General features: G+C 68.7%; 19 protein-coding genes. 13 read left to right on the top strand and 6 right to left on the bottom strand.

The features are described 5' to 3' along the window. Nucleotides 1-29 precede the first annotated feature (29 nt). From ABZ725_RS12700 to ABZ725_RS12690, 3 genes are read right to left on the bottom strand one after another with little or no spacing between them, the layout of a single operon-like run. The gene (locus tag ABZ725_RS12700; protein WP_358802658.1) at nucleotides 30-1,229 is read right to left on the bottom strand and encodes a hypothetical protein; all 1,200 of its coding nucleotides are present in this window, start codon (nucleotides 1,227-1,229) and stop codon (nucleotides 30-32) included. Between the two features lie 58 nt (nucleotides 1,230-1,287). Beyond that, nucleotides 1,288-3,222, bottom strand: a complete 1,935-nt coding sequence (locus ABZ725_RS12695) for a right-handed parallel beta-helix repeat-containing protein (protein WP_358802657.1) — start codon at nucleotides 3,220-3,222, stop codon at nucleotides 1,288-1,290. Then, nucleotides 3,219-4,511 (bottom strand): glycosyltransferase family 2 protein, encoded by a 1,293-nt coding sequence (locus ABZ725_RS12690; protein ID WP_358802656.1) that lies wholly within the window; start codon nucleotides 4,509-4,511, stop codon nucleotides 3,219-3,221. The genes ABZ725_RS12695 and ABZ725_RS12690 overlap by 4 nt, the downstream gene beginning before the upstream one ends. Nucleotides 4,512-5,420: 909 nt before the next feature. On the opposite strand from ABZ725_RS12690, the gene ABZ725_RS12685 reads away from it, so the two are divergent. Then, nucleotides 5,421-8,471: an FG-GAP-like repeat-containing protein gene (locus ABZ725_RS12685; protein ID WP_358802655.1), complete on the top strand. Its 3,051-nt coding sequence runs from the start codon at nucleotides 5,421-5,423 to the stop codon at nucleotides 8,469-8,471. Nucleotides 8,472-9,753: 1,282 nt separating this feature from the next. Here the strand turns inward: ABZ725_RS12685 and ABZ725_RS12680 are convergent. Next, the gene (locus ABZ725_RS12680) at nucleotides 9,754-10,188 is read right to left on the bottom strand and encodes a hypothetical protein (protein WP_358802654.1); all 435 of its coding nucleotides are present in this window, start codon (nucleotides 10,186-10,188) and stop codon (nucleotides 9,754-9,756) included. A gap of 360 nt (nucleotides 10,189-10,548) precedes the next feature. Here ABZ725_RS12680 and ABZ725_RS12675 point away from each other — a divergent pair, with 360 nt between their 5' ends. The 10 genes from ABZ725_RS12675 (at nucleotide 10,549) to ABZ725_RS12630 (ending at nucleotide 16,032) form a co-directional block, all read left to right on the top strand. After that, nucleotides 10,549-10,827: a hypothetical protein gene (locus tag ABZ725_RS12675; RefSeq protein WP_358802653.1), complete on the top strand. Its 279-nt coding sequence runs from the start codon at nucleotides 10,549-10,551 to the stop codon at nucleotides 10,825-10,827. After that, nucleotides 10,824-10,949 carry a hypothetical protein gene (locus ABZ725_RS12670; RefSeq protein ID WP_358802652.1) on the top strand — a complete coding sequence of 42 codons (126 nt, stop codon included), beginning with the start codon at nucleotides 10,824-10,826 and terminating at the stop codon, nucleotides 10,947-10,949. The genes ABZ725_RS12675 and ABZ725_RS12670 overlap by 4 nt, the downstream gene beginning before the upstream one ends. 186 nt (nucleotides 10,950-11,135) lie before the next feature. Next, nucleotides 11,136-12,080, top strand: a complete 945-nt coding sequence (locus ABZ725_RS12665; RefSeq protein ID WP_358802651.1) for a mucin-2 — start codon at nucleotides 11,136-11,138, stop codon at nucleotides 12,078-12,080. After that, nucleotides 12,077-12,799 carry a hypothetical protein gene (locus tag ABZ725_RS12660; RefSeq protein ID WP_358802650.1) on the top strand — a complete coding sequence of 241 codons (723 nt, stop codon included), beginning with the start codon at nucleotides 12,077-12,079 and terminating at the stop codon, nucleotides 12,797-12,799. The genes ABZ725_RS12665 and ABZ725_RS12660 overlap by 4 nt, the downstream gene beginning before the upstream one ends. Then, nucleotides 12,796-13,227, top strand: coding sequence for a hypothetical protein (locus ABZ725_RS12655; RefSeq protein WP_358802649.1), 432 nt, complete (start codon nucleotides 12,796-12,798; stop codon nucleotides 13,225-13,227). The genes ABZ725_RS12660 and ABZ725_RS12655 overlap by 4 nt, the downstream gene beginning before the upstream one ends. Then, nucleotides 13,224-13,493, top strand: a complete 270-nt coding sequence (locus tag ABZ725_RS12650) for a hypothetical protein (RefSeq protein ID WP_358802648.1) — start codon at nucleotides 13,224-13,226, stop codon at nucleotides 13,491-13,493. The genes ABZ725_RS12655 and ABZ725_RS12650 overlap by 4 nt, the downstream gene beginning before the upstream one ends. Further along, the gene (locus ABZ725_RS12645) at nucleotides 13,490-13,672 is read left to right on the top strand and encodes a hypothetical protein (protein ID WP_358802647.1); all 183 of its coding nucleotides are present in this window, start codon (nucleotides 13,490-13,492) and stop codon (nucleotides 13,670-13,672) included. The genes ABZ725_RS12650 and ABZ725_RS12645 overlap by 4 nt, the downstream gene beginning before the upstream one ends. Then, nucleotides 13,669-14,013, top strand: coding sequence for a hypothetical protein (locus ABZ725_RS12640; RefSeq protein WP_358802646.1), 345 nt, complete (start codon nucleotides 13,669-13,671; stop codon nucleotides 14,011-14,013). Before ABZ725_RS12645 ends, ABZ725_RS12640 begins: the two co-directional genes overlap by 4 nt. A gap of 131 nt (nucleotides 14,014-14,144) precedes the next feature. Next, nucleotides 14,145-14,939, top strand: a complete 795-nt coding sequence (locus ABZ725_RS12635) for a hypothetical protein (RefSeq protein WP_358802645.1) — start codon at nucleotides 14,145-14,147, stop codon at nucleotides 14,937-14,939. A 544-nt stretch (nucleotides 14,940-15,483) separates the two neighbouring features. Further along, complete coding sequence (locus ABZ725_RS12630) at nucleotides 15,484-16,032, top strand: DUF5710 domain-containing protein (protein ID WP_358802644.1); 549 nt, start codon at nucleotides 15,484-15,486, stop codon at nucleotides 16,030-16,032. Between the two features lie 122 nt (nucleotides 16,033-16,154). Here ABZ725_RS12630 and ABZ725_RS12625 read toward each other — a convergent pair whose 3' ends face one another. Together ABZ725_RS12625 and ABZ725_RS12620 are read right to left on the bottom strand one after the other, a co-directional pair. Beyond that, the gene (locus ABZ725_RS12625) at nucleotides 16,155-16,376 is read right to left on the bottom strand and encodes a hypothetical protein (RefSeq protein WP_358802643.1); all 222 of its coding nucleotides are present in this window, start codon (nucleotides 16,374-16,376) and stop codon (nucleotides 16,155-16,157) included. 155 nt (nucleotides 16,377-16,531) lie between these two features. After that, nucleotides 16,532-17,440, bottom strand: a complete 909-nt coding sequence (locus ABZ725_RS12620) for a restriction endonuclease (RefSeq protein WP_358802642.1) — start codon at nucleotides 17,438-17,440, stop codon at nucleotides 16,532-16,534. A 402-nt stretch (nucleotides 17,441-17,842) separates the two neighbouring features. Here ABZ725_RS12620 and ABZ725_RS12615 point away from each other — a divergent pair, with 402 nt between their 5' ends. Then, a complete protein-coding gene (locus tag ABZ725_RS12615; protein ID WP_358802641.1) occupies nucleotides 17,843-18,499 on the top strand; it encodes a hypothetical protein in 657 nt (218 codons plus the stop codon). Nucleotides 18,500-18,561: 62 nt separating this feature from the next. Then, complete coding sequence (locus ABZ725_RS12610) at nucleotides 18,562-18,936, top strand: hypothetical protein (protein WP_358802640.1); 375 nt, start codon at nucleotides 18,562-18,564, stop codon at nucleotides 18,934-18,936. The last annotated feature ends 387 nt before the right edge of the window (nucleotides 18,937-19,323 follow it).

Below are 19,323 nucleotides of genomic sequence, written 5' to 3'. Positions count from 1 at the left end.
CCGATGGGGAAGGGTGGGGAAGGGTGTGGTCAGGAGCTGCAGTCGACGTTGGCGAGGCCCTCGGCCGCGTCGTTCGCCTTGTTGTCGCAGGTGACTTTGTTGCCGTCGGACGTGAGGTGGAAGCCGTAGCCGGGCCCGTCCACGTTCGCGGTGTTGCCCCGGAAGATGTTGCCGGTGCCCCAGCCGCTGACGATCTGGTGGGTCTGGAAGCCGTCCTGCGGGGAGTGGCTCCCGGTGTTGCCCTGGAGCAGCCAGCCGTTGCCCTTCACGTCGACCCAGGAGTCGTTGTTGTGGGAGCTGCTCAGTTTCGATCCGTCGAAGGTGTTGTCGATGACCTTGCCGTCGCTGGTGCCCTCCTTGATGTCGATGGACTCGGCGGTGGTGTCGCTGATGTGGTTGCCGAGTACGACGTTGCGGTCGCTGGTGTCCGTCTTGCAGTCACTCACGGTGCACCAGTTGGATTTGGCGGTGCCGATGTAGATGCCTTCGCCGTACTTCTCGCGGCGCAGTCCGGTGGTGCGGACGGTGTTGCCCCGGACCATGTTGTCCGAGCTGAAGTCGCGCAGATGGATGCCCTCGTCGCCGATCTGTTCGACGGTGAGGCCCTGGATGACGGTGCCCACCACACCGTCCGCCATCACGCCCTTCTGTGCGTCGCGGACGGTGAAGCCGACCAGCCGCCAGTAGCTGACGTGGTTCAGATGGAAGGCGTAGCCGTCGTCGGTGCCGCCGCCGTCGACGACCGCTGCGGAACCTCCGCACAGGAAGATCGGCTTCGCGGCCGTACCGGAGACCTCGGCGGTGAAGTTGCCCGTGTAGGTGCCGCCGGCCAGGGAGATGCTGTCTCCGGGTTGGGCCTGGGAGAGTGCCTGCTCCAGGGTGGCGGCGTCGCTCACCTTGACGGAGGCGGTCGGGCAGGTGACCGCGGAGTCGGGTACCGAGCCGCTGGTGGCCTGCGAGGTCGGGGCCTTGGGGGTGGCCGACCGGGTGGGCAGGGCCGACGGGGTGCCTTCGGCCGAGGGGTCCTCGGTGGCCGAGGCCCTGGGACCGGCGGTGGTGGCCCCGGCCGTCACCTTCGGGTCCTCCCCGCCGCCACCCGCCACCGCGACGACGAGCGCGACCAGGGCGAGCAGGAACGCGCCCGCGGCCAGCCAGACGGCCGGCTGCCGGAGGTTTCTGCCCCCCGGGGTGGGCGGCGGGGTCGACGGTGTGGTCGGCGTGGATGACATGGGCGGTAACTCCGGTCCGTCCGGTCGGGCAGTCGGCATGGGGTGTGGGGGCCAGAGGTCAGCGGGGCGGGTTGCCGGCCTGGACGGACTGGGGAGTCAGGGCGCGCAAAGTGGTGGTCTCCTCGTCGTCCTTCGCGAACCAGCCGTGCTGAGGCGCCTGACGGAGGGGGACCTCTCTGACGGCGCCGGCCAGCGGCCTCTTGTCGTCGTAGGGGTGGCTGCCCAGGATTCCTCGTCCGGCGCGACGGCGCCCACGGCGGCTCTGGCGTCCGCCCAGCACCGCGGAGAACAGGATGAGCAGCAGCATGCCCGCCCAGAGCAGCGTCATGGGACTGGCGTAGTGCCGGAACTTGATCCAGAAGGAACTGGTGTCGTGCCAGGCGAACGTCTGGTTCTGCTTGACGGTGATGCTGCCGTGGGCGCGGGTGGTGTCCACGGCGCTCGGGCCCACCCCCGAGATGACGTTGTACGAGACAAGGGACTTGTCGACCGACCCGACGAGACTGATCCCGTGGTTGGTGGCGTCCTGAACGGTGTTGCCGCGTATCTCGCCGACCGATTCCCGTATGTAGATGCCGGTGTCGGTGCTCTCGACGATGTTGCCGGTGATCGTCGCGGCCGTCACGCCGTCGCGCACCGAGATGCCCTGTCGCGACTGGCCGCTGAGGTGGTTTCCGGTGATGGCCACCTTGGTGGCGTCCTTGCGGGCCACGATGCCCATGTCGCCGCCCTCGACACGGTTGTTCTGCACGCCGACGTCCGTGCCGCCGAAGATCTCGATGCCGTAGTGGCCGTTGTCCTTGGCGGTGCTGTCGGACACGGAGTTGGAGCCGTAGCTGCTGATGGACTCGCCCGAGGCCGAGGGGCCGCTCGCGAGCGGCCGGCCGCTGAGTGTGAAGCCGTTGCCGCCGTTGCCGGAGGCCGTGGAGCCGCTGATCCGGACCTGCTCGGTGGCACGGGCCAGCACGAACCCGTCGCCGCCGTTGTTCTTGGAGACGGTCCGCTCGACCACCGCGTTGGTGACGAACCGGTGCAGGACCACACCGTGTTCCAGGCTCTTCTGCACCGTGCTGTCGCTGATGCTGACCCCGTTGGCACCGGAGATGAACATGCCGTACGCGTTGCCCGTGAGGGTGGAGTGCCCGATCTCCGCCGAGACGTACGAGAGGCTGGGCACCGAGAACCGGGTGTCCGGCGTGGCCAGCGATCCGGAGGGCTGGGCCACCACGTCCCCGCTGCCCGCGTCCGAGTCCGAGGACGCCTCCGAGTCCTTGATGTTGCCGGTGTCGGGGCGGTCGGTGCCGGTGAGGCTCAGGCCGCCGGTGCGGCCGCTCCAGAAGCCGAGGTCGCTGACCTTTGCGTAGGTCATGGAGAACTGGCCGCCGATGGCGCGGATGTAGGCCCGGCCGTCCCGCACGTCCGTGTCCGGCTTGTTCTTCTTGTCGTCCCAGGCGGTGATCCGCATGGGCGCCTGCGGGGTGCCCTCCAGGGTGAGCCGGCCGCCGAAGGACACAATGCTGACGAAGCCCTTGTTGCTGCTGGCCATCCGCAGGGTCAGCCCGCCGGGGTTGGACAGCTTCAGCTTGGCCCCGGCGTTGAGATAGAGGTTCTCGGTCAGCAGGTAGGCGCCGTCCCGCTCGCGGACGAACGTCTGCGGGGCCAGCTCCAACAGATCCGAGACGGTGTAGGCGTTGCTGCGCTGGGTCAGGACCAGGGTGTAGCCGCTGCCGGTGTCCAGCCGGTACGGCGCCTTCCACTGACCGCCCTTGAGGGGGGCGACGGCGGCGACGGCGCGGACCTGGTCCAGGCGGTGGTCCTCCGCGGCTACGAGCGCGGTCTCGTTCTCCGCGTCCGTGGCGTTGACCTGCTGCTTGTCGTCCTCGTCGGCGGCGGGGGCGACGGCCGCGGAGGCGAAGAGCGCACCGGCGGCGAGGGCCAGCACGACCGCTGCGCGCAGGCCGGCCAGGAGAGGGTGACGGTGATGACGTGTCATGACTGCTGCACCTCCGGCCACGTGGCCGTGGCGGTCCGCGTCGCGCCGCCGAGGGACGCCGAGTTCTGTCCTTCGCCACCGACGCTGTCGCTGGTGCGGGTCAGCCAGCCCTGCTTGTTCATGGTGACGAAGGCGAACAGCTTGATCGGCAACGAGATCATGATGACGACAAGGGCCAGCACCGGCAGCAGCAACACCTCCTGCGGATGTCTGCGCAGATGGGAGTATCCGCGGATACCGCGTCCCACGAGCAGCCAGATCAACACGAGGACCACACCGCGGCCGGTCAGTTCCAGGCGGCTGAAGAGCAGATACCCGAGCGCCATGCCCATCGTCACCGGCGTCAGCAGGATCTGCAGCACGGTGATCTTGGTGACCAGGGGGACCCGCCAGAGCCAGCCCTTGTACAGAGCGGTCAGATAGCAGCGGTAGGAGTTCCGGCTCCAGCGCACCCGCTGCTTGACGAAGGCGCGGAACGAGGAAGGGAACATCGACATCGCCCGCGCGGAGGACTGGTGCACGGTCTTGTAACCGGACGCCAGCACCAGCCAGGTCAGCCGTCCGTCGTCGCCGGCGACACAGCGTCGGCCCAGGAAGAACTCGTTCTCCAGGTTCTCCAACACGGGCTCGATCGCGGCCCGACGATAGGCCGCCGTACGGCCGGACAGGCAGGCCACGGCACCCGCTCGACCCATGGCCGGGACGTAGTCGTAGTAGCGAAGGTTGACCAGCCAGTCGGCGACGCGCCGCCAAATGCTGGTCCGGCGCTGGTAGACGTTCTGCTGGGTGCCGACGCCGCCGACCGCGGGGTCGACGAACGGCATCTGGACGGCGGCCAGCAGGCCCGGCTCCCAGCGGGTGTCCGAGTCGACCAGCACCACGAGTTCGCTCGTCGCGGCGCGGATGCCGACACCCAGCGCCGACCGCTTGCCGCGGTGCTCGAACGCCAGCACCCGAACACGGGGATCCTGCACCTGCGCCAGCCTGTGCAGGACCTCCTTGTCCTCCACGTCCGGGACGATGATGACCTCGGTGGGATCCTGGGCCAGCCAGGTGTCCAGGCAGTCCACCAGGATGTCCGCGTCCTCGCGGTACGCCGGAACCACCACCGACACCGTGGTCCGGTAGTTGTTCACCACGGGCTTGGCGAACCGGGAGAGCACCGCCCGATAGAGCCACAGCCCCCAGACGAAGACGCCGGCGAGGCCCAGTGGCATCACCTCGCGCCATGACGTCTCGGCGGTCGCCGTGACTATCCATGACCAGAAATCGTCGAAAAAGCTCGACACGAACCCAGACCCCCCAGCCGGAGCGTTGCCCAAACATGTGGGCGAAATGTGCGATGTTCGCGGTCTACACGGCGAAATCTAGGGCCGAAACGTTCCCTCTCGGCACATGGGCAACACAAAATTCACCTGCCGCATCCACAGAACGTTCACAAAGTGAGCGCCACTTCAGCGAACAGCCCACCGCTGCACCGCACACATCAAGCCATCGCCCGATGATCTGATTGATCGTCACATATGACCCGCTGTACGGGATTTGGGCCAACCTCGGGCCGACTTCGACCCCTCCCCCGCCATCCCCGACAGCCGAGCGACGCAGCCTTCACGGAAGCAAAGCCGACGTGACGCACGTCACATCCCCTGGATCCGGGCTGACGAACACATGTCACACGCCGCTCACCAAACCGCCATCCGGCACGGAGTTCCGGGAAGCCGAGGGCCGGGGCGAGTGCGCGAACCGGCCTTCGGGCGGGACGGCTCGTGAGCGGTGATCAGGGCGGAGGCGAGCGTCAGCATCCTTCGCACACCCGCATGTGAAGTTCTCCCGTATGGCCGGACATTGACGCCCGTCGTGTGAACGGTCACGTGATCGGGGTGATCCAGGAAGGGAGGCCAGGATTCGGATTGACCGAATCTCAATACTTTTGCCAATGCCATGACAATCCAGTGCCTGATTCCGGCCTTTGCTGTGTAGGTTCTTGCCGGGGGAGCGAACATCACCGCCGCACGTCTGCCGTCGACGTCCTGACCATCGTCCGGCGACGGCTACGGCCAGTACGCCAACGCGTCCCTGAGCAACGTCCGCCGCTACCCGACGGCCCTGCCCCCGGCGGACGCGGCAGCGTCCGAAGGCAGCGCCTGGCTGACCCGACTGGACCGACCCTGATGCCCTCTCTTCACTCTGGAGGCCGTGTGGCCCGCAGTACCCCCGCCCGTGGCGTCGTCGCCGCGCTCGCGGTCCTCGCCGTGACCACCGGCCCCCTCCCGCTCGCCGCCCCGGCCGCCGCGGACGGAAACACCGGCACCCCTCTCGCGGCGGAGAAGGTCTTCCAGTCGGACCGCTACGTCCCGCGCCGGGACCTCACCCACTCCGCCGGCCCGAGCGGTTATCTGCACGCCCAGGAAGGCCGTTCCGGCTACCTGTGGACGTCGTACGACACCGGTACGACAACCGAACTGGGCACCCTGTCACAGGCCGCGATCCCCGGCTACCTCGGATCCTCGTCCGACATCGTGGCCGACGTGGTCTCGCGCACCGGGAAGATCGTCCTCAGGGACCTGGCCGCCGGCACCACCACGGACGTCGTCGTCACCCACGGCACGTACTGGGCCACCTACGGCGCCCATGTGCTGACCCAGGCGCGGGACGCGGACGGCAACCGTGCACTGTGGCTGTACGGCGGCGGCGCACCGACCGACGGCACCCTCGTCGACGGCTGGCCGACCGGCATCACCGCCAACTTCACCGTGCTGGGCGGCGACAGCGGCACCGCCGTCATCAGCTACGCCCTCGACGGCGCGCGTCACCTGGCGCTGGTCGACCTGGCCGCGGCGAAGGTCACCGCCGACGTGACGGTGGCCGCCGCGCCGACCGCGGTCGCCCTGAGCCCCGACCGGCTGGTCTGGTACGCGTACGGTGCCACGGCGCACGTCCTGGACCGTGCCGACCTGTCCGCCGCCGAGACGACCGTGACCCTGCCCGGCACCGAGGGCACCCCGCAGCTCGGCATCGCCGGCCGCTGGCTGGTGGTCGCCCGTTCCGTGCCGTCGTCCCCCGGCAACCTGGTCGACAAGTCCGGTGAGCCTCTGACGGCCGTCCCCCTCGCGGGCGGCGACGCGGTCACCCTGCTCCGGCACGCGAACACCTCGGTCACGCCGACCCCGGACGGCGGCCTGCTCGTCGTGGGCGGCGCGGACTCCGGGCATTGGGCGGTGCGCAAGGTCACCGACACGGGCGCGGACCTGCCGACGCTGACGGAGGTGACCGCCGTGCCGCCGGTCGCCGCCAGGATCGACCGCCTCTCCCTGCAGAACGGCACGCTGGCCACCGACGAGGCCGACAGCAGCTTCCTGGGCGCCTACTACACCCGCCCGGTCTCCGCCGACGGCACACCGGGCACACCGGTCTGGCGGACCTGGAAGCACCAGCAGGCCGGCCCGTACGCCACCGGCGACGGCCGCGCGGTGGAATTCGTCGCCGACGCCAACCCCGACGTCGGTTCGTCCGTGGCGTCCATCGACCGCTCCGAAACAGCGGTCGGCTTCTACCTGCCTTCGGCCTCCGGCAGCGTCCTGGACGTCACCGGCCGCTACGCGGTCGTCAACGGCTCCTCCCCCGCCCGGCAGTACGTGGGCGACCTCGGCGTGTACACCGACCTGCAACCCATCGTCACGCGTTCCGTCACGGCCGCCTCGGTGTGGGGAACCCAGCTCTGGACGCCGGGCGCCACCGCCGGCACGGTCACCGCCAAGGACCTGAAGACCGGCAAGGCGACCGCCGCGGTGAGCACCGGCGCCCCCTGCGTCCCCAAAGAACTTCAGGTCGTCGGCCGTTGGATCTACTGGTCGTGCGGCGCCACGGCCGCGGCGGGCGTCTGGGACCTCACGGCGAAGAAGAACATCTCCGTCCCGTCCGGCGAGGCACTGCTCGGCGACGGCTACCTCGTACGCCACGACACGTCGGCCGGGGCGCTCCTGCTGACCGCCTTCGCCAACGGCACCGCGACCACCCGCGAGATCGGCGACCTCGCGGCGGGCGAGGCCGGCCTGCGCGGGGTGACGTGGACGGTGGACAAGTTCGGCGGGCCCGCGGCCTACGTCGACGCCGACCACCGCGTCCACCTGGTGCCCAGCGGCGTCGCCACCCAGCCGCTCGGCGCCATCGAGTCCGACACGAGCGTCGCCGCCGACGCCTCGTGGTGGCAGTGGCGCGGCCTGCTGTCCAAGCCCGCCGCCTCCTGGACGGCCACGCTCACCAGCAAGGCCACGGGCCGCGTGGTCCGTACGTACTCCGGCGGCGAGGTCGACGGCACGCTCACCGCGCGCTGGGACGAACGCGACACGGCGGGCTCACTGGTCCCCAACGGCACGTACACCTTCACACTGACCGCCCGGCCCGCCGACGGCTCCGGCAATCCGCTGACGATGTCGCGCCCGGTGAACGTGTCCACCGGGACCGCCGTACCCCACGACTTCACCAGCAGCGGCGTCAAGACGCCCGACGGCATCGGCGACGCCCTGACCCTCTCCCCGTCCGGGGTCATCGGCTACCGGCCGAGCAACGGGGCGGGCGGCCTCAACGCGGCCATCTCGGCCTCGGGTTGGCCGTCCACGGTGGCCCTCATCCCCTTCGGCGACCTGAACGGCGACCGCCGGAACGACATCCTCGTCCGGTTCAGCACCGGCGAGCTGCGGGTGTACCGGACCCTGCGCGGCCAGGCCTTCACCCCCGGCACCCCGCACGTCTCGCTCGGCACCGGCTGGAACCAGTACAACGTGCTGACGTCGCCCGGCGACATCACCGGCGACGGCCTCGCGGACCTGATCGCCCGCAAGGCGTCGACGGGTGAGCTGTTCCTCTACAAGGGCACGAACGCGGGGAAACTGTCGGCTCGGATCCGCGTCGCGGCGAACTGGTCGGCCTACAAGAAGATCGTGGGCGTCGGCGACCTCGACGGCGACGGCCGTGGCGAACTCCTCGCCCAGGACAGGGCGAACACCCTGTGGCGCTACGACGGCAACGGCGTCGGCGGCTTCACCTCCCGGGTGAAGGTGGCCGCCGGCTGGGGCGCGTCGTACAACGTGGTCGCCGGCATCGGCGACATCACCGGCGACGGCAGGGCCGACATCATCGCCCGCGACACCTCCGGCGCCGTCTGGCGCTACTCCGGCAACGGGAAGGGATCGTTCGGCGCCCGCGTGAAGATCGCCACGGGGTGGGGGGCCTACAAAGGCATCTTCTGACGGCACCGAGGTGATCGGTGAATCGACGGCGGCGAAGTCCTTGGTCGCCTGGTCGGCTGGGTTCTCGAAGCGCGGCCGGCGGACGGTGCGACCGCGGTGCCGAGGCCGACACACAGGAGCCGGTTGGGGGAGCCGGACCCGGGCCGACGACCGCACCGGTGGAGGCGGAGCCGACCAGCGCGCTCCGGCCTCGTGCGAGGGCGCCATCGACGTACCGGAAAGCGAGTTGTGGCGTGCCCGAAGCCATGCCTGAAAGACTGTGTGAGGCCCGCTCGCGCGTGCCCCGACCGCAAGAACGGCGGACTCGTCTTCACTCGCCCCAAGACGACACCAAGCTGGTCCTCACCCGCCCGGACGGCCGCCCCCTCGCCAGTCCGGTAACCACTCGTCAGCCAGCACTCTGTTCAGGCGCCGGCGTCGCCTCACGGCGTCCTGAAGCCCTCGGCCAGCCCCGTCCCACCCGTCCAAGGACGCGATGCACCGTGTGGGGCACCACTTCATGCCCCGGGCCGAACCGCGATTGAGACCAAAATTGAGACCACGGACCGCCGCGCGGCCCGCGCGCAGCGCCGCCACCGCATCCGGTAAAAGCAAAAGCCCCAGGTCACGGCGAGTGAGTCCTGAGGCTTCGGCAGAGCCGCCTTCGGGATTCGAACCCGAGACCTACGCATTACGAGCTCAAGAGCAATCCTGACAAGGGGGTTCAGCACTTGCCACGGTGTGCCAATACGTGCAGGTCAGAGGTGCTCAGCGTTCCGTCGAAGTCCAGGCGATGACAACAGGTTCAAGGCAGTCCGGCCACACTCAGGCCACACAGAGAGGCCCCTCGACCTGCCTTTCGGAGCTCGCTGGGGGGATTCGAACCCGGTGTGCCGTGAGGCCGCGGATGTGAGGCCGTAGGCGGACATACAGAGGGCCGCGCGGAGTGCTCCGCGCGGCCCTTGGCTCTGTTCAGTCTTGGCGCTCACCGTCGGCGCCTTCACCGTCAGAGCGGGGGGCGAGTCCATTGAGTGCTTGTTCTAAACCGGCCGCACCTGTGGGGGTGATGTGGCGTCGGTCCATGTCGATCGTCAGTCCGTCCCGGGTCGCGCGGACGACTGCGATTGCTCCTGTGTCGAGTTGAGTGCGGGTCACGCGGATCAACTGTTGCCCCCCTCATGGCATCACTGACCTTGACTCGAACATATGCCCGAGTCAAAGCCGGATCAGCCTACTCCGCACACCACCGCAGGTCACTCACAAACTTCACAGAGCAACCAGACTCTCCGCGGGATGTCAACGTCTAATCCTCGTCAGTTAGTTCCCGAGGTAGGTCACCCGCCGCGTACTTCCTGAGCAGGGTCTCGACTCTGGGCAAGTCCTGGCGCCCCATGCCAGGGGCATGGACCACGACGACGGTCGCCTCAACGTGGCTCGCGCCAAGGGGATCGCCGGCCACGGCTCCGCAGTACTGCATCGCTGCGGCTAGGCGCACCTCGCGCTCGTCACCGCCTATGGCCCGCCAGACGGCGCCGGCGACCCCCGGCAGCATGTGCACCGGCTCATCACGGGCGATCCGATGCAGGGTTGTGTATCCAACCCTGGTTTTCGTCTTCGGGTCGACCGCGCGCTCGGCGAGCTTGCGGTACGAGAGTCCCGTGTCTGCCTTGGCTGCGCGCAAGAGATCCCCAAAGGGGGTGCCGTAAGGCCAACGCTCCTCCGTGTCGGTCTGCGACACGCTCTCACTCCACTCCGTTGCAGAATTCGAACAGTTCTCATCTAACCAGCCACCACGCGGAATCGCACAAGCCAAACGTCGTTGACTTGCGCTTTGCCAGCCTCATACGGTTGCAGTGTTCGAATTCTGCAACAGCAGGGGCCAGGCGTCCCGCGCACTCTATGCCTCTGCTGTTCGAGATGTGGAACAACGGGGGGAAGTGTGGTCGCGCACAGCGAAACCACAGAAGCGTCAAAGGAACTGGGAGCCGGGCACGGTCCAACGCCCGTCCAGCTCGGCACCGTTCGACGCGTCCTCGCCCCGCACGTCCACAGAGCGCGCCCGAGCGCGCCGAGTCGCAGTGTGAGGAGAGACAAGCACGTGAGCCACGTTGATTTCGTTGGTCCGCCGCCGAAGCAGCGCAACACCAAGCACGCCCGAATCGCGGGCAGCCTGCGCCAGCACCCCCAAGAGTGGGGAGTCGTCCGTACGCCGTCCACATCGGTACGTGCCGCGTCCGCCGCTCAGGCCATCCGGAGTGCGCGTCTTCCGGCGTACGAGCCTGCCGGTTCGTTCGAGGCGGTCTCGCGGACCGTCATCCGGAATAACGGAGACGTCGAACACCGCGTCTACGCGCGTTATGTCGGGGCCGAGCAGTGACTGCCGCCCCGCTAACGGCCGCGCAGAGTGACAAGCAGCTCTCGGTCGAGGGCGCGCGCGAGCAGTTCTCCGACTGGCCCGAGGCTCCCGAGCCGGCCGCCGCCGAGGCCGCCTCGCAGTGATCCGCCGGCCGGCCATCGCTTACCGGTGCCGGCACTGGGATGGGAAAGGGCGCCGCTACTGCGGCGCCCCGGGCGCCCGTCGCTATCTGACCGGCTACCGATGCCCCCTCCACACTCCCGCGGCCCTCGCCGGCCGCCCCGAACCTGGCACTCCGCCGCCCGATCGTCCGGAAGGAGGTAACGCCCGTGGCGTGGCTCAAGATTGACGACTCAAGCCACATGCACCCGAAGTTCGTCGCCGCGGGCAACGCCGCGTTGGGGTTGTGGCTGCGCTGCGGCGCCTACTCCGCGCAACACCTCACCGAGGGTCGCGTGCCGGGCATCGTGGCCAAGCAGTACGGGACCGCGCCGCAGGCTCGAAAGCTCGTGTCTGTCGGGTTGTGGCACGAGCACGGGCACGACTGCGAGCGCTGCCCGCAGCCGGCCGCGGGCGACTACGTCGTGCATGACTTCTTCGAGGGCGGGCGCAATGCTACCCGGGCGCAGGTCGAGGCCGCGCGGACGGCCGCCGCGGAGCGCAAGGGCAAGAGCCGTGCGAATCAGACGCGAATCGTCGAGGAATCGTCCGCGGATCGTGAGCGAAACGCGCACGGACCGACGCCGAATACCGATCGAAACGCGCCCCCGTTTCCGGAGGGAAGCGCAGGCCAGGACAGGGGGTCACAGCGTGACTCCGTCGAGGCTGTCACAACCCCCCAAGCCAGCACCAAGCCTTCCCCCTCCACTTCCTTCGGAAGTGGAGGACAGCAAGCTAGCCCCGACGGTCCCCGGATCGCCGAGCCCGTACGGCCGCTCGTCGACGCCATGACCGCCGCCGGAATGGTCGTCTCGTGGGAGCTCGCCCCCGCCGAGTGGGTCCTGCTGCAAGCCCTGATCGAACGCTGCGGCGTACAGGTCCTCGTCGACCACGCCGGCGGTTCCTGGCAGGCCGCCCGCACTCGCGTGCGCAGTGCCCGGTACTTCCTCGCCGGCTGGCGCTCCCTGCCCTCGATGCCCGCCCACACGCCGGACACCGGCCGCGGCCCCAACGTCGTTGCCCTGCACGGCTCGCGCCCCTCGACCACCGATCAGCGCGTGCGCGACGGACTCGACCTCGCCGCCCGACTCCGTGAACAGGAGGCCACCCCATGACCCCGGCCGACGCCGCCGAACTGCTCACCCTGTGCGCCGCGTTCGACCGCCGAACCATTGGTGAATCCGACGCCCGCGCATGGGCCTACGCCCTGCGCGACATCCCGCTCGACGACGACACCCGCGACGCCGTCGCCGACCACTACGGCCAAACCGAGGCATGGATCACCCCCGCCCACGTGCGGACGATCCGCGCCGGCCGACGGGCGCAGCGCATCGAGACCGCCCACCCGGTCTACGACGGCAACCCCGACGAGTCCTCGGTCGAGTTCACCGAGCGCCGCCGCGCCCAGCTCGCCGCCGCAGCCGGCGGCGCCCTGCCCGTACGCACGATCGGGCAGGCCCTCGACGCCGTCCCGCCGCGGGAAGTGCTCGCCCTCGCCGCCGGAGTCGGGCGCAGTGTCGACGACGATCCGCGCCCGTACGTCGCCCCGGAGACTCGGGCCGTCATCCGCAAGACGCTGCCCGGCCGCCGAGCCGCGCTCGTCGAGCTCGCCGTCGCCTGCCCGCACGAGCAGTGCCGAGCCGCCGTACGCCGCTTGTGCAGGTCCTCGCGCGGCGTCGAACTGCGCACTGGCGTTCACGGTGCCCGGCGTGACGCCTACGCGACCGCCTGCGCCACGTGCCCGGAGTGCAACGCCGAACCCGGTCAGCCGTGCACCGCGGCCGAGCCGCACCCCGCCCGTATCCGTGCCGCACGGGAGGTCGAGGCCGCATGACCCGCCGCCGACACCACGCCCGGGAGACCACCCGCAACACCGACGCGTTCCGGGCAACCGCCACATGGCCGCACAACGGGCCCCCGGCGATCTGCCAGAACTCCGACGGCCCTCGCGTCCGCCGTCGCGCCGCCGAGTGGGCCGACCAGGGCGCGTATGTCGTCGTCGAACACCACCGCCGCGGCCGGTGGCGCCTCGTCGACACCCTCGACGGGCCGGCCCTGCGCCGGGCTGCTGCCGAGCAGGAAGCAGCCGAGCAGCGCGACCGCGTCGAGTCCCAACTCGTCGAGGAGACCGCCGCGTTCTGCGAGCTCGTCCTCGACGAGCACACCGAGGACGAGCAGCACCGCCTCGCCCGCCTCATGGCCGCCCCGCCCGCCCCGCGCGAAGTCCGCGCCCGACACACCGCCGGAGGACTCCGCCGATGACCCCGAACGCCGCCCGAGCCGCCCTCGCCGCGCACCTGACGGACACCCTCGAACTGCCGCCACACCGCGCCACGGTCACCGCATCCGAGCTGCTTGACCGCCTCACCGCCGAGGGATGGGAGATCAATACCACCCCGGCCGCGCGACCGGTCGCGCCTCGCGCGCGGGAGACCTCGCGCGCTCGGCGCCTCGTCGTTCGCCTGCTTACCCGGCGCGTACATGACGTTCGTCAACTTGCGGACGAAGAAGGGACGCGCGCCCGATGACCGCCGACCACGTCGCCGAGCTCGTGCTGCTGCTCGTCATCGCCTCGGGCGTACCGCTCGGCCGGCTCGCCTGCCGGCTCGACCCGGGCCCGTTGCGACGACAGCACCCGGCCGACACCCGCGGCGCCTGCCCACCGCACTGCACCACCTGCACCGCATTGAACGAGGGGGACCGATGAACACCCGTACGCGTACCGACTCTCGCCGAGGCCGGACGATCGCACGCGAGGCCGAGCGCGACGCCCGTCGCGACCGCTTCCGGCTGCTGCTCGCCCGCGCCGACCGGGGCGTGCTCGCGCCCGAGGACTGCTCGCAGCTCCGCGCCGACGTCGAGGCCGAGGTCGCCGAGTCCGACACCCACCGGCGCAGCGCCGGCGGACAGCAGGCAGCAGCGATGCGGCTGCACAAGCGGATCGAGGCCGCCGAGGACGCCATTCGCGAGATCGAAGCGGAGCGCGACGAGGTCCGAGCGCAGATTGCCGGCACGCACACGTGCAGTGGTTCACCGTCAAGACGATGAAACCCGCATTCATCCACTTCCGGGCCACCGCGAACACCGACAACCGGCTGATGAGCCGAGGGCGTTCGTGTGCGGCACGTCCACAGTCACCGACAAGCCGCACACAAACGGGCCGAACAGGAGCAGCGCCGATGTACTACACCACCGCCGTACACGAGACCGTCGCCGCCCTGCGCTGCGTCCGGGAGCAGTGGGCCGAGTTGCTGCTCGCCATCGAGACACCGCCCGCGGACGTCTGGCCACCGCGGCAGCTCGCGCACACCCTGCGCGCCGGCGACGACGAGCCCCTCGTCGTCGAGGACCGCGCGCCCCTGGTGCTGCGCGAGCACCCCGCCCCGCTCAACCTCGACGCCCTCGACGCCGGCCTCGCAATCGAGCGCATGCTGTTCGACCTAGCCGACACTCTCGCCGCCGCGGTCCAGCACGCCGAGCAGGACGACCCCCGCCGTTGGGAATTCCAGCACCCCGGCGCAGCTGACGCTCGACGTGCGGCCGGCTCGCGGGCGCACGGGCTGCACTTCGCTTCCGTGTGGATCGAGGGGCGCGTACTCGACGAGGACACCGAGCCCGAGCAACAACTCGACGGCTCGCCCACCGCACCGCCGTTCGAGCCCCTGCCCCCGCACCTGCTGCACGAGGCACGACGTACCGCGCGAATCGCCGAGGGCCGACTGCTACGAACCCTCGGCCTCGACCAGCGCACCACCCCTCTACCGGATCACCCGTGCCCATACTGCGCCGGCGAGCTCACCCTGCACACCGAACCCGAGCAGGCACCCACCGTGACCTGCTCGACCGGGGCGGAGTGCACGGCGCCCGTACCTATAGACGAGCACGGCCGGCGCGTGTGGGGATGGGGCGATCTGCTCGTCCTCACTGCTGACCTCGGTTCCGCAAAACTCGGAACCCTTCGGCACACGGCTTGACGCCGTCGGCCCCGGGGCTCGTCCGGGGCCGACGCGACGGCCTCTCGACAAGAGCAGCCTGCGCATAACACACGCTATGCACTACTGCGGCGCGTGCGCTTAACGGTTGCGCCACCACCAGATCGCCGCTGTAACCATGGCCCCGCCGACCGCTGTGCCAGCCCCGCGCACAACGGCCAGCATGGCGATATGCGCCAGCCGACGAGCAGTCCTACGGTTCCCCTTGTCCATTCGAGATCCCCTTTGGTCAGTGCTTCGAGAGCAGTGCTGCTCCTTGCGGTCCTGACCTAGACCTGGGGTGTGACGTCATCGTCGGCCCCATCTTTCCCGACTTGGCCAGTGTTCCGGCCTTCACTGTGGACACCGCGGGTCTCGCGCTGGATGGCCCTGAACGACGGACGACGGGTTCGAACGGGTCCTGATGGGATCGAATGCCTGCGAAGATTGGCGGACGGTTTCAAACGGATTCAAACGGCGGGGAGTTGGCGGGATGGGACGGGCGGGGCGGCTCCGTAAGCCTGTACTGACGGGCAGTCACGCAGAGTTGAATGCCGCACTGCACGATCTACACAAGGGCGCCGGCTTGGTGTCGCTCTCCGCGATGGTGCGAGCGCTGGAGGGTGCCGGGTTCTCACGCAGCACGGTCTACGACGCGTTCGCGAGTACACGCCTGCCGTCATGGGAAGTCGTTGACGCCTTGGTCGAGGTCCTCGCCACCAAGCACCCGCAGATGTCACCAGAAGAGGCACAACCTCGCTTCCACCGGCTGTGGCTGAACTCTGTTGATGAGGAATCGAGTCCTGATCAGGCCACAGATCAGGGGTATGCCGAGAGTCCTTGGTTCAGCGCACCACCAGTGGACGACGGACCATGGTTCACCTCTCGGCCCCCGGTGGACTACGTCGTGGACGCCAACAAATCCGTGGTGACAGTTCTCGGAAGTCACAAGGGTGAACGCATCTGGCTGAACGTACCCTTCGGGGAAAAGGACGCAGCCAAGAGGTATGGCGCGCGATGGGACAAAAGCGCGAAGCGCTGGTACGCCCTCGACCCTGTTCCGGAGCTCACGCAGTGGCGCGCCGACGATGCGTAGCAGTCGACCCGATGTCGACAGTGCTCGATGCCCCAGACTCCGTGAAGCAGATGCCAACCGAGATGGGCTGAAACGCAGCTGAGGGCGCCCGCATAGAACGCGGACGCCCTCACTGCCAGAGGTCAAACGCCCCGGTTGGTTCCTTCGAAGACCACGAGGAACGGCGAGACGTAGCCGGACGCCTCTACGGCGGTGGCCTTCCCGAAGAGCACGAGGAAGACACCGGCGGACAGCGCACCGCCGTACATGACAGCGCGGAGGACCTCGGAGTGCTGCGCCCTCCTGGGGGTCTGCTGCTCCTCGTCATCGTTCGGAGACGGGTTGGCGTGGTTCGGCTCGGTCATACTGGAGCCTGCTCCTGTTCTGTGTAAGGGCGAGAGCACCGGCCACCCGCGGCGCCTCAGAAACAACGCGGGTGGCCTGCACCTATATGTGCGCGAGGGGACCTCGCGGCGGAGTGTGTCAGCGCTGGGACAACGCGAGCGGGGCCCGCTCCAACTCACCACACACTGGTCTGGGCGTATCCGTCCCCTTCCGGCCAAATGACCTTGATATCCACAGATGCGCAGAAATCAAGTAGGTCATCCTCGGGCTTGGAGGGCACGAGGAGAGCAAGCACCCGCGGCGGCGGGGAGATGTGGCGGCGATAGTCGAAGAGCTGCCCAACCGCCTGACGGATCGCGTCGCGGTGAACCGTGCCCTTCGCCTCGATGAGGGTCCGCTCGGTCCCGTCGTAAATGTCGGTGTACAGGGCTTTAAGGACACCACCGGGCAGGATCTTGTGCCGGAGCACTTCGCGCCCCTCGCTGCGCAAGTGCTCGATGTAGGCGCGGACGAGCGACGCCTCGCGGCGCTCGGCTTCGTACGGTTCCCGCGATGGGTCGACCAGGGCACGTTCGGTGTGCTGCTGCTCGACGTCGACCTCGGTAACGCTCGGCACCGTCTCCGGCGTGTGCGGCAGGCGTGCACCCTTGCGCAGGGCAGCGGCCACAGGCTCCAGCCGGAACATGATCACGCTACGGATTTCACCATCGGTGTCCGGGGCGTCGGTGCGATACCACGGGTTGTCATCAGGCAGGACAAACTCACCGAGATACTCGACCATGCCAGATGCGACGCCTTGGAACAGACGAAGGGCCCGCCCGTCCTGACGGTGGTTGAGGATGGAGAGGTTCCCCTGCGTCATCCGCTGGTCGCCGCTTTGACCCTCGCCGGCGTAGTGGTAGCAACCGTCGTCGCCCCAACCGTCGAAGTACCCGTGCTGTCGCCCCTTCGCAGGGTCGGTGAAGAGCAGGACGTTGTCAGAGACACGCGACGGCCCGATCCCTCCCTGCCGACGCCCCCCGTACTCCTCGTGCACGTCAACGCGCTTGAGCCGCTCCCCCTCCCTCAACGCCCACTCAACCACTCGATCGCTCCATATTTTAGGTCTCTTCTAGACCCTAAAATTCTACCCCACCGAAGCGGAGCGTGCCGACAGCGTCACTGAAGTTGAATTACAAGGAGCGGGAAATGCGATGCCATTTGCCGTACCGAGCAAGCCATTTGGCAGTCTTAGTGATCCACATTTCGTCCCCAGATGGTATTAAAGCCACATAACATCAACTCTTAATCGTTACCGTTTTGCGATCTGGCGGCGATACGGCCCCTCGGTGTGGGCGTCGAGCAAGGCGCGCCGATCGAGCAGCAGCCCCGACTTCGCGAACTAGGTTCACAAGGACTATTGTGAACCTAGTTCATTCTCGGTAGTGTGTACCTCGTTCCGCCGGCCTCCACCCGGCACCCACCCATTACCGAGGGAGCAACCCCCATGGAGTTCGTCACCTTCACCGCCGCCCGCACCTCCACCCCCCACCTGGGCGCGTTCATCGAGGGCACCCCCTTCACCATCTGCCGCACGTCCGCGTCCGGCCTCGTCAAGCGTGACGAGACGCAGGCCCGCACGTGCCAGACGTGCGAGCGTGGCGCGGCAGTGCTGCGATCCACAGTCCTGCGCCCTGAAATTCGCCTGCTCGCCACCGCCCGCAGCGCAAAGGCCATGGGGCACTTCCTGATCGAGGGTCAGTCGATCGCTTACTGTGGCGTGCAGCTCGGCGAGGGTGTCCCGACCGACACCCGTATGTGCAAGGTATGCGAGCGACTGCGCGTGCTGGTCGCCAACTTCTCTCAGACCTGGTGGTCCGAGCGTTGCGGGTACTCGGTCGAGGCCGACGCGCCGATCGCGTGCAATGACTGCGAATGGGTCGGCCGGTACGTCGAGGACTCGGCGCAGGGCAAAGCCGAGTGGAACACGCACTTCTACGACGAGTGCACGGCGTTCGACGACGGCGAGGCGGACGAGGTCGAGACTGGCGAGGCCACCCCCGCCACCGAGGACGTCGTCGCCACGTGGCGCGAGGAGTGGATCACTGAAGGGCAGCAGGCCATCGAGGGACTGCTCGACGAGCAGGGCGCCCTCTTCGCCTGACACCATTGGTCCGCCCCGACACTTCCGGGGCGGACCCCGTCGCAACCGGAGACACAGACACGATGACCACAGACGAGCAGCAGGCCAGCGCAGACACACCACGTGGGCGCCTGCTGGCAGGCATCGCCGAACTCGTGGGCACGTTCGAAGCCGAGACCGCACAGGGCAGACGAAGGGCCGCCGAGGAACGCGCCGCCCTCGTACACGACGTCGCCGCGGAGTACAGCCCGGAGCGAAAGGCCGACGAACTCACGCTCACCGAGGCCGGTCGCATCCGTCGGGCGTACAAGCTCGTCGAGGAGGCGACTCCCCGTCTGATCATCGAGGCCAACGAGCGCAACGACATGGGTGCGAAGGAAATCGCGAGCATCCTCGGCTGCTCCTCCTCGTACGCCTCGCGCATCCTGCGTGAGCGCAAGACCGCCTCGGAGGAGTGAGCAGACCCTCGCCGCTCCACACGACGAGGGCCCTAACCATGGTCGGGAGCAACCCCCGCCCCGGCTGCGGCCACCTTAACGACCCTCCGAGCCATCTCGGTTCTGCCGTTGCCCGTCGCCCTCGTCCCGGCCCTGCCATGCATCACGCAGCCGACGCAGCGCAACAAGTGCCGTAACCGCCTTGTCGGCAATCGGGGGCACTTGATCAAGAACCAACTTGATGATTCCAACGACCGCAGCCAACGCAGCCGTAGTCCATCCAACCGCTTCCATCCGGACCGAGTCGCCTTCCGTGAAGGGCAGTCGACTCAGCAGGCACGGCAGCTCGAATCGACCACCATCGCCCTGGTGATCAAGTCGAGAACCGAGCCCGCACGCCGTACTCGG

Source organism: Streptomyces sp. NPDC006872 (genome assembly GCF_040635845.1).
Taxonomy (GTDB): Bacteria; Actinomycetota; Actinomycetes; order Streptomycetales; family Streptomycetaceae; genus Streptomyces.
The sequence above is the reverse complement of the archived record's forward strand: the minus strand, read 5'-3'. Positions and strand labels throughout refer to the sequence as shown.

Coding starts and splice junctions, on each gene's coding strand:
- ABZ725_RS12700 (WP_358802658.1), bottom strand. CDS start 1,229: ATGTCATCCACGCCGACCACACCGTCGACCCCGCCGCCCACCCCGGGG.
- ABZ725_RS12695 (WP_358802657.1), bottom strand. CDS start 3,222: ATGACACGTCATCACCGTCACCCTCTCCTGGCCGGCCTGCGCGCAGCG.
- ABZ725_RS12660 (WP_358802650.1), top strand. CDS start 12,077: ATGACCCCGGCCGACGCCGCCGAACTGCTCACCCTGTGCGCCGCGTTC.
- ABZ725_RS12655 (WP_358802649.1), top strand. CDS start 12,796: ATGACCCGCCGCCGACACCACGCCCGGGAGACCACCCGCAACACCGAC.
- ABZ725_RS12650 (WP_358802648.1), top strand. CDS start 13,224: ATGACCCCGAACGCCGCCCGAGCCGCCCTCGCCGCGCACCTGACGGAC.
- ABZ725_RS12645 (WP_358802647.1), top strand. CDS start 13,490: ATGACCGCCGACCACGTCGCCGAGCTCGTGCTGCTGCTCGTCATCGCC.
- ABZ725_RS12640 (WP_358802646.1), top strand. CDS start 13,669: ATGAACACCCGTACGCGTACCGACTCTCGCCGAGGCCGGACGATCGCA.
- ABZ725_RS12635 (WP_358802645.1), top strand. CDS start 14,145: ATGTACTACACCACCGCCGTACACGAGACCGTCGCCGCCCTGCGCTGC.
- ABZ725_RS12625 (WP_358802643.1), bottom strand. CDS start 16,376: ATGACCGAGCCGAACCACGCCAACCCGTCTCCGAACGATGACGAGGAG.
- ABZ725_RS12615 (WP_358802641.1), top strand. CDS start 17,843: ATGGAGTTCGTCACCTTCACCGCCGCCCGCACCTCCACCCCCCACCTG.
- ABZ725_RS12610 (WP_358802640.1), top strand. CDS start 18,562: ATGACCACAGACGAGCAGCAGGCCAGCGCAGACACACCACGTGGGCGC.